8 protein-coding genes are annotated in these 12,504 nt (G+C 32.6%); all 8 read left to right on the forward strand.

Translation table 11 applies throughout. The features are described 5' to 3' along the window. The first annotated feature begins 228 nt into the window (after positions 1-228). Positions 229-1,563: a glycosyltransferase family 2 protein gene (locus ACE939_RS01450; protein ID WP_378186996.1), complete on the forward strand. Its 1,335-nt coding sequence runs from the start codon at positions 229-231 to the stop codon at positions 1,561-1,563. Further along, positions 1,564-2,622, forward strand: a complete 1,059-nt coding sequence (locus tag ACE939_RS01455) for a glycosyltransferase (RefSeq protein ID WP_378186997.1) — start codon at positions 1,564-1,566, stop codon at positions 2,620-2,622. It begins immediately after the preceding gene. After that, on the forward strand, positions 2,619-3,647 hold the full coding sequence (locus ACE939_RS01460) for a glycosyltransferase (protein WP_378186998.1): 1,029 nt from the start codon (positions 2,619-2,621) through the stop codon (positions 3,645-3,647). Before ACE939_RS01455 ends, ACE939_RS01460 begins: the two co-directional genes overlap by 4 nt. Continuing rightward, on the forward strand, positions 3,637-4,500 hold the full coding sequence (locus ACE939_RS01465) for a glycosyltransferase family 2 protein (protein WP_378186999.1): 864 nt from the start codon (positions 3,637-3,639) through the stop codon (positions 4,498-4,500). Before ACE939_RS01460 ends, ACE939_RS01465 begins: the two co-directional genes overlap by 11 nt. A gap of 98 nt (positions 4,501-4,598) precedes the next feature. Next, on the forward strand, positions 4,599-6,077 hold the full coding sequence (locus ACE939_RS01470) for a BLUF domain-containing protein (RefSeq protein ID WP_378187000.1): 1,479 nt from the start codon (positions 4,599-4,601) through the stop codon (positions 6,075-6,077). A gap of 782 nt (positions 6,078-6,859) precedes the next feature. Beyond that, on the forward strand, positions 6,860-9,136 hold the full coding sequence (locus ACE939_RS01475; RefSeq protein WP_378187001.1) for a BspA family leucine-rich repeat surface protein: 2,277 nt from the start codon (positions 6,860-6,862) through the stop codon (positions 9,134-9,136). 48 nt (positions 9,137-9,184) lie between these two features. Then, on the forward strand, positions 9,185-10,138 hold the full coding sequence (locus ACE939_RS01480) for a type IX secretion system membrane protein PorP/SprF (RefSeq protein ID WP_378187002.1): 954 nt from the start codon (positions 9,185-9,187) through the stop codon (positions 10,136-10,138). Positions 10,139-10,187: 49 nt separating this feature from the next. Beyond that, a complete protein-coding gene (locus ACE939_RS01485; protein WP_378187003.1) occupies positions 10,188-12,434 on the forward strand; it encodes an OmpA family protein in 2,247 nt (748 codons plus the stop codon). Positions 12,435-12,504: the final 70 nt, after the last annotated feature.

The raw sequence follows: 12,504 nt of genomic DNA on the forward strand, positions 1-12,504 counted from the left end.
TCTTAATATTTTTAAAATTGACAATTAGTCTCACTCAATATGTTTAGAAAAGTTTGTGATACTTCTGCTTAAAATTGTCCATAATTCCCCGAATTGAGTTAAATGTTGAGCGGCGTGTACAGTAATTTTGAGAATACTAATTTAATAATTCAAAGTTTCATGCAACCACTTTTTTTGACGGATACCTTATTAGTTAATTTTTTGTTGTTAATGATAAGTATTAGTGTAATGAGCATTGTAGTCCTAGGATCTGTTCGCTTATATTTTTTACGTAACTCTTATAAGCCAGCCATTTATCAAAGTCCTACAAAAAAATTAAAAGTAAGTATTCATTTACCTGTTTGTAGTGAACCGCCTTCGATAGTTTTAAAAACGATAGCAAGTTTGACAACTCTTTCCTATCAAAATTTTGAATTAATTGTTGTATCAAATAATACTTCTAACACAAAGTTATGGCATCCTATTAGGGATAAAATAAATACATTAGATAGTAGATTTAAATTTTTTCATCAAGAGAAAATAGAGGGTTATAAAGCAGGAGCATTAAATTTTGCTTTAAAAAAAACAAGTAAGGATGCTGCTTACATATTTACCTTGGATTCTGACTATGAGTTAAATAGCGAGGGGTTGTCAATGGCAATTGGAGCTATAGAAAATTCTAATGTTGATGTTATGCAATTCCCGCAAGCGTATCGCAACGTTTGTTCTAACACATTAGGTATGGAGCTTAATTATAAACATTATTTTGACTGTTATCTATCATGTCAACAAAGTCATGTAATGGCTTTACCTACAGGTACTTTAACGGTCATAAAAAAGGAAATTTTTGATAACAATATTAAATGGCCTACAGACTCTATTACTGAAGATGCAAGTTTTGGAATCGATCTTATAGAACAAAATAAAACCATAGGTTTTTGTAATAAAATTATTGGAAAGGGAACCATGCCTACAGATCCAAAAGATTACAAGAAACAATTTGAACGTTGGGTGTTTGGTAACTTTCAAGTGTTACATAAGGTTTGGAAATCAAATGCAATTACTTTTCGTCATAAAATACACTTAAGTACCCTACTAACGGCATGGCTCAATTTGATAGGTTTTATTTTACTTCTTATGCTGATAGCATTTCCGCTCTTAGTATTTGGAATCTCTCATGCGGATTTGATTTACAGTATTGGTTTTGTTGGTATTCTTTTACATTGTTTATTTCAATTTATCATCTTCAGGAAAATTTCTAAACATAAAACGATAAATAGTTGGAATGGCTTTTTGATTCATTTAGGTTTAGTAGAAATAGGTGCTTTTTATTGGATGAACTATTTTATTAAACGTGATAAACCCTTTTTGAGAACTAATAAATTTTTATCCAAAAAGTCAACTTCTAATACATGGTATTTCTTACCTAGTGTTTTATTGCTAACTAGCATTGTTCTATATGGTTTGTCACATCATCTTTTGGCAACTTGCACACTTATATTTGGACTACAACTAGCGTATGCAAAGTATCATAAGGACCAAGAGTTGACTTGGTCAAGGTTTAATTTATTTAAAAAAGGATAGATGAAAATTGGAATTATATGCCATGATGCATTTCCTATCGTACAACCGTATCAAGGAGGATTAGAAATGATTACTGCTTTATTAGTAAATGAATTGATAAATAGGGGTCATGAGGTAACTTCACTATGTGTAAAAGGGTCACAACTCCCTGGCAGCATGTTGTATTATGATGATAAAAAAGAAGTGAACCCTCAATTATCAAAAGAGCTAATTGAATTTTCTTCAGTATCAAAAGCACTTAATCTATTTTTTCAGGGAGATTTTGATATCATTCAAAACCATTCATTTCATTATCAATCGATAATATTGGGTAATCTATCACCTATTCCATTTATAACTACCTTTCATACACCTATTTTTCCTTATTTAAAAGTGGGTATAGATGCTATTTCAAGTAGGCATAATCAACTATTCACGGGAGTTAGTAAAAGTTTGTGTGAACTTTATGAAAGACATTTGCCTACGGTAACTCCAATTTATAATGGAATTGAGTTATCAAAATGGAAGACGGAGTATATAAATGTTCAAGATTATTACTCTTGGAGTGGTAGAATTTGCAAAGAAAAGGGTTTAGATAGAATTTTAGAACTCTGTAAGACTGCCGGTGTCAAACTTAAGATAGCTGGTCCTATATCAGATCATACATATTTTAAAGAAAGAATTGAACCCCATTTGGATAAAGTAAATTTTGAATATGTGGGTCATTTAAAACAATCAGCCTTAAATACTCACATTAAAAATTCAAAAGGATTTTTATTTTCTAGTCTATGGGAAGAGCCATATGGATTAGTTATAGCAGAAGCTTTGGCATGCGGAGTACCTGTTTTGGCTAATGCGGTTGGAGCGGCTTCCGAAATAATTAATGACAATTCGGGATGTTTATATAGTATAGATCATCCTGCTACATTTATACAGGGATTACAGAGTATCGAACGATTGGACCGACGTGACTGCAGAGCCAGAGCAGAAGTATTTTGTAATCATTATACCATGGTGGACGCGTATGAAGAACTTTATGAAATGGCACAAGCTAACCATTTAATTCAAAATATTCTATGATAGCTTACTATGCGCACAGTCACGGAAATGGTCATTTTAATAGTGCCAAATTATTTGCGGATACCATTTATGAACACACTTTAATACTAAAAGCAAAAGAACCAAATACGTTATCTAATTATCATATTGTACCGATAGAGGATGAGGACACATCTGTTGAAGAATATAAATCTGCCATAGCAAATCTACCAGATTATGCCCATTATTTGCCAAAAAGTAATAAAAAAATTCTTAAGCGTGCTAAGCAAATAATAGATTCAATTATAGCATATAACATTACCTTAGTATGTGTCGATGTAAGTGTTGAGACAGCAACGTTATGTAGATTATGCTCAATACCTTATGGATACTACTTGCTCCCTGGAGATAGGGAGGATGAACCTCATAAAATAGCATATAGAGCAGCAGAGTTTTTATATACTTTTTTGCCACGACAAATGCTGGATCAACATGTATATGCACCTTTTGTAAGTAAGACATTTTTTTTGGGGTTTTTCTCAAGATTTGCGTATTGCAGCCAATATAGAATTGTAGAAAACACTCCAAAATTAGATGGAAAAAAAGTTTTAATTATTTGTGGTAATGGAGGAACCAACTTTACTGCAGAGATGATTATCCAAATTCAAGAAAAATTGGCAATTTGTAATATTAAAGTAGTTGGTAATATCAATGGAGATAGTGAATTGTTAGGAAATGATTATCTAGGGTATGTTACGAATGTAGATACCTACATTAAAGAGAGTGATGTAGTAATAAGCAGTTGCGGGATTAATTTAACAGCCGAAATATTATCCCTCAAAAATAAATTTATAGCATATCCAGAAAATAGACCTTATAAAGAACAGGAAAAAATGGCTCAAGCATTGATTAAAAATAAATTAGCCGTTCTTTTTGATCTTGAAACTATCGACAAATGTGTAAAAAACTATTTACAGCTAATCCCGCCCAAAGATTTAAAACAGTGGTTTTATAAACCAGAGGATATAATAAATTTTAAAAATAAAATTAAGAGTTATGAGACGTAAAGGAATTTCCTTAATAATAATCTTTAAAGGGCGCCATAAGCATTTGTATAACACCTTATGTGGTGTTAAAAGAGGAAATTTAACCCCCGATGAAATTATTTTGGTTGAGATAGGTGAAGCAAAAAGTTCAATAGCAGAGGATACGATAGAGATACAGCATCTGCTACTACATAATTTTGAGCCAGATAATTTACCTATTGCTAGTGCTAGAAATGTAGGTGCTCATGCAGCTCAATATGATACTTTAGTGTTTTTGGATGTAGATTGTATTCCCTCACAAAACTTTTTAAGCACTATTCATCAACTTGATATAAAAGACGAAACAATCTATATGGGAAACCCCAGATATCTAACAAGAAAAATAGATGAAATAGAAGAAAAGGTGCTCAAAAGTTATAGTGTATCCCACCCACACAGACCATCACAGGATGTACTTAAACGATCCAATGATTATGGTATGTTTTGGTCACTTACATTTTTTTTAAAGTACAGTACATTTTTGATGATAGGAGGTTTTGACGAGGTATACAAAGGTTATGGTGCAGAGGATACCGACTTTGCTTTTAAAGCAAGAGCCTTAGGGATTCCATTCTATCTTACACCTTGTACCGTTTATCATCAACAACATTCATTTTATCGACCACCCTTAAATCATTTAGAATCAATAGTAAATAATTGTAATCATTTTTACAGTAAATGGTCACATTGGCCCATGGACAATTATCTACAAGAGTTTGCAAACAAAGACTTAATTTTATGGAATGCTTCTCAACAATTTCCCATTCAATTAAAATCACATCCTGCTCAAGAGTCTATCGAACTAGCTAAAGTGCATGATGCACCATACGCTTAGTTTTATATCGGTAATGTTTAACATTATTTTTGCTTACTTTAATGTATTCGTAATAAAACATCATGGTTTGAACATTTAAATTTGTGTAAAACGTTACCATGTTACATTCCAGTTCTACGAGAGCTTTACATGCATTGGCCCATAGTCTTGCAACCGATTTTAATGAAAGCTCTCAATATACTAGTGTTGATTTTGAAAACTCTTATGGAAGAGGAACTGCAAAAGCAATATCAGTTTTTGAAGGACTGGAACTTTTAACAGGAAATCTTTTATTAAAAAAATCTGTAAAACTAAGCTTTAAAAGTATACAGTACGACTACCTTCATTTTACTTTTATAGAAGAAGGCTATATAATTCATAACTTTCAACATTCAGAAAAAGAAAGAACTGCCTATCGAAATCAAAATGTAATTGTAGGGAGCAACTCTGGAGATTATAGCAGTTTTAAACTTGATAAGCATGTAAAAACCCAATTTTTGATTTTAACGGTAGAAAAAAGTTTGATTTCAACATCGAAGCGATCAGATATTTTGCAAAGTCAAATAAATGAAATCTTCCAAAGTATATCCACCAGTAATTCGTATGCATATTTTGGAGGTTTTTCTACGAAGCCTTCTTCCTTGGTAGCTACGGTGTTAAAGACACCTTTTAGTAATCTTTTTAACAAACTTCAAATTCAGGCAAGTATATTACAATTCTTAGCAATTCAGCTTAAGGATCATAATGATTTAAAATGCGATAAGCCAGTTGATAATCAATTGACACAGCTAGAATGTGTAAGTATCTTACGCCTAAGCGAGTATATTAATAGAAATCTTGATAAACCTTTAAAATTAGATCATTTAGAAAAAGAAAGTGGGCTACATCAAAAACTCATACAAAACGGTTTTCAACACTTTTATGGCATGACAGTCAATAAGTATATACTAAGCTTAAGAGCAATAAAAGCTAAAGAGTTGATAGAAAGAACGGACCTTAGCATATCCGAAATAGTGTATCAAATAGGTTTTAATAGTCGTAGCTATTTCTCCAAAATATTCTCGAGTAAATTTGGTATACAACCTAATGAGTATCGTAAAAACTTGCACATAGCAGATCCAACGTATGAACTTTCTTATTATTCTAAGGTGTCAGATAAGTTTACAAAATCGGATTTCACCTCATTACTCAAAACATCAATAACCAATAATGAAAAATTAGGAGTATCAGGATGTCTCGTATATCATAAAAATTATTTTTTTCAATTGCTAGAGGGAACACGAACAGCCATTGATAAGATCTATCAAAAAATAGAAAATGATCCTAGGCACACTAATGTTATACTTTTATATCAAGGATTTAAATCGGGTCGCACGTTTGAGAAGTGGAGTTTGGCATTTGTAAAAACCCCCTCCTTTTACAATAGGCTATATAATATCGACTGTGTATTGATCAATGCAGAAATGATTCTGCTATCATTATCAAGAGAAGATACCCAAGACTCTAATCGTTTAAAGGCTAAAGTTTTATGGGATAGAATTCGCAATGAACTTATCATACAGCAAGAGCGTAAACTTAATAACATATCCTTGCATTAGGTAGCAACACTTACCACAACTATAACATCGTATTACTAGAGGATGTATAGTAGTTGAGAGAGTTTACCTATATATAATGGATACTATAGTATGTATAATCTCTGCTTAAATGGTAACTATAGTAGACAGCTTATTGAGGATTTGGTTCATTCTATACGCGTTCTAATAGATGCTGAAAGTTTTTGACAGCATAATTTTTTAGGTAAAATTTCAGTTTAATTTAAGTTGAAATTTGAGAGAATTGAACAAGAAAATTAATTAAAATAATATCCTATAAAAGTTGACTATTTTGAGTGAAACACATAACCTGAATAGTCGATAGCCATCACTATATTACTTTTTATCATCAGTTTTTTTAGGCGAAAGTGATACTTTTCGGTCCCAATCTCACTACTTTAAATAGCATTTAATAAAAATAAATAGGTAATAGTAATGTGATGAATGTTATGTTTTGGATGATGATAATTAATACTAATAAATAGACTTCAAAATTTTTAAATTTTCATAAAAAAAATACTTATAATACAAGTAAAAATTGATAATTTATTGATTGAGAATATGTTAATTTTAGTAGAAAATTAATTTTTTTTAATAGAAATATTAATTTTTATTGGAATGTTTACATGGCTAAGTTAAGAAGGTGTTAATTTTTTTTGAGGGTAATAAAATGTTAAAAAAAAGTTAAATTAAGGTCTATTTTTACATTTTGTGTCAAATTTATTCGGTGAAAAGCTAATTAATCGGTTATATTTGATCCTATTGATTTTAACCAACTTAAAGTTATGCGAAAAATACTACCCCTATTTCTTGCGTTTTTTTCTGATTTTTTTGAAAACATTAACAAGCAAATTGTAAAAGGTTTTCTAGGAAAAAATGGAATGACTACAATATTATTTTGCTTAGTTACATTGTATAGTATTAATTCTTTTTCACAAGACTTTATTACTGTATGGCAAACCTCTGTACCTAATGAAACCATTATTTTGCCTAATACAGGTGGCCCCTATAATTTTGATATTGATTGGGGCGATGGTACTATAGAGACAAATATTACTACTGCTAGGTATAGTCATACATATACTACGCCTAGTATTTATGTGGTAACAATAACTATAAATGGAGCATTCTCAGAATTTGATTTTAAAAAAGAACCTAATAGTGCTCAAAATATTATGGATGTATTACAATGGGGGGATTTGGCGGTTACTTCGTTAAATTTTAAAGGAGCAAGTATATTAGATATTTCTACTATCGATGCTCCTGATCTGTCCAATGTTACCTCATTTAATGAGCTATTTGCTGGTGCTACTAATCTTACTGCTGATTTATCCAATTGGGATACTTCTACAATTACAGATATGACAGGTACCTTTGTAAATGCCATCAATTTTAATGGCGATATCACAACTTGGGATACATCTAATGTAACTACGATGTTTAATATGTTCTCAGGCGCATATGCTATTAACCAAGATATAAACGGTTGGGATACATCCAATGTAACTAATATGGCTTCAATGTTTAATAGTGCGGTTGCTTTTAATCAAGACCTGAACAATTGGGATACTTCAAACGTGAAATTTATGAACTTTATGTTTGCATCAGCAGATAATTTTAATGGAAATATAACGAATTGGGAAACATCAAGTGTAACTCAAATGCGATCGATGTTCTCAAGTGCCGATGTCTTTAATCAGGATATTAGCGGGTGGAATACAACTAACTTAACGGATGCTGATAATATGTTTGCTAGTGCATTTAGTTTTGATCAAGATCTAAGTACGTGGCAGATCCCTAATCTGGAATTTATGTATGAAATTTTTAATAGTTCTGGGATGTCTACTGATAATTATGATAAAATTTTAGTAAGTTGGTCAAGCCAGCCAGTTCAAGATAATGTTCTATTTGGTGTAGGTGGTATGACGTATTGTTTAGAAGGTGCGGCAAGAGCTAGACTAATCAATGATCACAATTGGGATTTTTTAGGTGATACTCAGGATTGCTCATCGACCGTACAATTATCTATTACGCGCTTATCAGATGGGAATGAAGGAGTTGATGATATTGAGTTTGAAGTGAGTATAGACGGTGGTGTAATTAACACAACTGGAGTTGATATTGTAGGCGCTATTTCATATGCTGGTACAGCTACTCTGGGATCAGATTATACCAATGTTACAAGTTTTACCATCCCCCAAAATCAATCAAGTATTGTTGTGACAGTGCCAGTATTGGATGATGATGAGTTAGAAGTGACAGAAACGGTTATAGCAACCATATTTGCGCCAACGATGGGTACGGTTAGAGCAGCTAACAGTTCGGCAACTGCAGAAATTTTTGATGATGAAATTCCTGTGCCAGATCCTAATTTGGCACTTATAAAGTCTGGACAATACGTAGATGCTAATAACGATGGAGTGCTTAATCTCGGCGATCAAATTGCTTACAGTTTTTCAATCGAAAATAATGGTAATGAGCCAATAACAAATATAACTGTGTTTGATGATTTACCTAATATTACTATTTCTGGTGATCCTTTTGATCTAGAGCCAGGAGAGATAGATGAGATTTCGTATAAAGGATTGTACAATCTAACCGAAGAAGATTTATCCGAAGGAATGGTTGTAAATCAAGCCTATGTAACAGGTCAAAGTCTAGTTGGGGTGGAGGTTATCGACTTTTCTGATGATCCAAACGATGATACAAATATAGACGATGACGACGATGGTGATGCAGAAGATCCAACAATAACACAACTAATGGGAGATGAAGAGTTTGTGATCTATCAAGTTATCACACCTAATAATGATGGTCTCAATGATACCTTCAGGATATTAGGATTAAACAAATTTCCCGATAATAATTTAATTATTTACAATAGATGGGGGGCTAGTGTGTTTCAAACCGATGGTTATGAGCAAGCTTCTAAACCATTATTTACAGGGTACTTGGAAAATGAAGAAAAATGCTTGCCCGCAGGAACCTATTATTTTGCTCTAGAATATACAAACACAACAGGAAAAGTAAAACAAAAATCTGGCTTTTTATATTTGAACTAATACCAAAAAGTTCATTCAGCGCATAAACCTACAAATTACCCCAGTTATATGAATAAACTTTTATTATTCCTTATACTTATCTCTATCATGTATACCAGTAAGTCCTACACTCAACAGGATAGTCAGTATACACAATACATGTACAATACGATAAATATAAACTCGGCATACACAGGTAGTAGAGGGGTACTTAGTGTTTTAGGATTATATCGCACACAGTGGGTTGGTTTAGATGGAGCACCAAGTACACAAACTTTGGCAATTCACTCACCGATCAATCAAAAAAACAAAATAGGAATAGGGCTGTCGATTATTAATGATAATGCAGGGCCATCGCAAGAGACTAGTTTTAATGCAAATTTTTCATACACACTTAAACTCTCAAAAAAGGGACGTTTTAGTTTTGGATTGAACGCAGGTGGTAATCTTTTAAATGTAGATTTGGTATCCCTAAGAAAATACAACGATAATGATCAATTGCTTTTACAGGATGTTGATAGAAGGTTTAGCCCTGGAGTAGGTTTAGGATTGTACTATAGAAATGATAATTTTTATATGGGACTTAGTGCACCCAATGTTTTAGAGACAGAACATTTTGATTCATCAAGTTTATCAGATAATAGTCTAGAGACTAGTTTTTTGGCTAGTGAGCGCATTAATTATTACTTTATTACAGGATACGTTTTTGAGGTAGCTCCTTTGATAAAGTTGAAACCAGCAGCCTTAATAAAATATGTTCAAGGTACTCCGTGGCAATTTGATATTTCTGCAAACATGTTATTTTATGAAAAATTTACACTCGGTGCTTCCTATCGCTTTAGTGAAGCAGTGAGTGCTTTGGCAGGTTTCCAAATTTCTGAAAGCTTAATGATAGGACTTTCATACGACAGAGAAATATCTGAGTTGGGCAAAAGTGAATTTAATAAAGGATCTTTTGAGTTTTTACTTCGCTTTGAATTAAAAAGAGTTTTTAGTAAAGGATTGACACCAAGATTCTTTTAATAGCAAAAAAATAAATAGTACTGAATCAATTGATTATCAAATTTAAATTATGAGTAAACTCAAAAACGTTGGTCTTGTTTTGCTTATCGCATTTTTATGCGGCGGGACTCTTAATGCCCAACGTAAGATATTGAACATAGCTAATAAGCAGTTTGAAGAAAAACAATATGTTAGTGCACAAGAGACCTATCTTAAAGTTCTCAAATTAGATTACAAGAGTGCCGAAGTTTATAAAAAATTAGGCGATAGTTATTATTTTAATAGTAACCTTGCCGAGGCTGCAATCTATTATGACGAACTCATTTCTACTTACCCAGAAGGGGTAAGTAATGAGTACTTATATAGATATGCTCAATGTTTACGAGCGATAGAAGAGTATGATAAAGCAGATGAGATCATTAAAGAGTATTATCAAAATAGTACAAGTGGAGCCGCCAGTTATCAATCTCGTAATAGAGAGGATTACCTTAAGAGAATTGATTATCAATCTGGTAGATATGAAATTAATAATCAAGATATAAATAGCTCGTTTACAGATTTTGGTTCGGCAAGATATGGTGATTCGATCGTATTTAGTTCCGCCCGAGACACACTATTAATACGTAAAAGAATTCATAAATGGACAGATGAATCGTTTTTGTCTCTCTATTCGGCTAACATTGATGCAGAAACAGGAAATTTAGTTAATGTTAAGCCTTTTGCGCAAGAGCTAAATACAAATTTTCATGAATCTACGCCTGTTTTTACAGCAGATGGAAACACAATTTATTTTACTCAAAATAAAATAGGAGTAAGCAAAAAAAAGCTAGATATCTTGGGCGTATATAGATCGACCAAAAATGTGGATGGCTCTTGGTCAGAGCCTCAAGAATTATCAATTAATGAAGAAGGGTACTCTGTAGCACATCCTACACTTAGTATAGACGAGAGTATGCTGTATTTTTCGTCGGATAAACCTGGTGGATTTGGTGATTCTGATATTTACGGAGTAGCTCTTGACAGAAATGGAAATTTTGGATTGCCTTTTAATCTAGGTCCACAAATCAATACCTCTGGTAAAGAAACCTTTCCTTTTATAAGTGTTGATGGCGATTTCTACTTTTCATCAAACGGGCATCAAGGACTTGGTGGTCTTGATGTTTATTATGTTAATCTAGATAAAAATAAAGAAGAAATTATCAACGTGGGACGTCCTATTAACAGTAACAGGGACGATTTTGGTTTTATAATCGATCCCATTACCAAAAGAGGGTTTTTCTCTTCCAATAGAGAGGGAGGTAAAGGTAAAGATGATATTTACAGTCTATTAGAATTAGAAAAAATTAAAAGTTTTGACATCAGTACTGTTATGGGATCTGTAGTAGATAGCGAGACAAAACTACCTATAGAAGGTACTATCGTTGGGATTTATGATGCAGATGATAATTTGATCGACAAACAAGAAATTTTAGCAGATGGCGAATATAATTTCTCTTCAGATGCCTTGAAAAATGCGTACGCAATTAAAGCGGAGAAAGAAGGCTACTTATTATATCAACACTTTATAGACAAAAGTCAATATGGTGAAACCTATTACAATCCAATAGAGCTAGAAAGAGATTTTGAAAGCTCAAACAGAATCGGAGCCGATATTCTAGCGATTAATGACATGTTTAATTTTGAATTAATTGTAGACCCTAGTCATTTTTCATCAGATACCAATGATCTCAAAAGTAATTCAGAAAACAAGCTTTCAGAAATTGTAGCATTACTCGATAAGTACCCTAAAATACTTGTAGAGGTCAAATCCTATTTGGAAGATGGAGATTTTTCAAATTCCTCACAGGAAAGGGCTAATCGCGTAGCACAATTTTTAATAGATAATGGGATTCCTAGCAGCCGAATATCCGCTACGGGCGTACAGAGAAATTCGGTAAAATTAGAGAAGCGATTACAATTGACTATGGTTATTCCTATGCCGATTAACTTTGATTTAAACTCGGGTGAATTACGCAGTGAAGCTCAAGTTGGCTTAGATAAAGTAGTCGATTTAATGAAAATGTATCCTACTATGGAGATGGAAATCCACGGGCACGCAGATAGTAGATCTAGTTACTGGTATAACAAACGCTTAAGTGTTGATCGTATGAGAGCTGCAGAATCATACTTGGTAAATGAAGGCGGTATTTACTGGCGAAGATTGAGAGGTAAAGCGTATGGAGAAAGACGACTGTACAATGAATGTTCTAATGGTGTTCCTTGTCCCGAAGAAAAACATGAAATAAATAGAAGATGTGAATTTATAGTAAAAAAGTAGCCGTATAAAAAAATCAGATAGAAGATTACCATTTGTTTTTGAACAAGGATAAATGGTAATCCCACAATAG

This window comes from Aquimarina rhodophyticola, assembly GCF_042434915.1.
GTDB lineage: Bacteria > Bacteroidota > Bacteroidia > Flavobacteriales > Flavobacteriaceae > Aquimarina.

What these genes read in the sequence shown, in the direction of transcription:
- ACE939_RS01485 (WP_378187003.1), top strand. Translation starts at nt 10,188, where the DNA reads ATGAGTAAACTCAAAAACGTTGGTCTTGTTTTGCTTATCGCATTTTTA.
- ACE939_RS01470 (WP_378187000.1), top strand. Translation starts at nt 4,599, where the DNA reads ATGTTACATTCCAGTTCTACGAGAGCTTTACATGCATTGGCCCATAGT.
- ACE939_RS01475 (WP_378187001.1), top strand. Translation starts at nt 6,860, where the DNA reads ATGCGAAAAATACTACCCCTATTTCTTGCGTTTTTTTCTGATTTTTTT.
- ACE939_RS01455 (WP_378186997.1), top strand. Translation starts at nt 1,564, where the DNA reads ATGAAAATTGGAATTATATGCCATGATGCATTTCCTATCGTACAACCG.
- ACE939_RS01450 (WP_378186996.1), top strand. Translation starts at nt 229, where the DNA reads ATGAGCATTGTAGTCCTAGGATCTGTTCGCTTATATTTTTTACGTAAC.
- ACE939_RS01465 (WP_378186999.1), top strand. Translation starts at nt 3,637, where the DNA reads ATGAGACGTAAAGGAATTTCCTTAATAATAATCTTTAAAGGGCGCCAT.
- ACE939_RS01460 (WP_378186998.1), top strand. Translation starts at nt 2,619, where the DNA reads ATGATAGCTTACTATGCGCACAGTCACGGAAATGGTCATTTTAATAGT.
- ACE939_RS01480 (WP_378187002.1), top strand. Translation starts at nt 9,185, where the DNA reads ATGAATAAACTTTTATTATTCCTTATACTTATCTCTATCATGTATACC.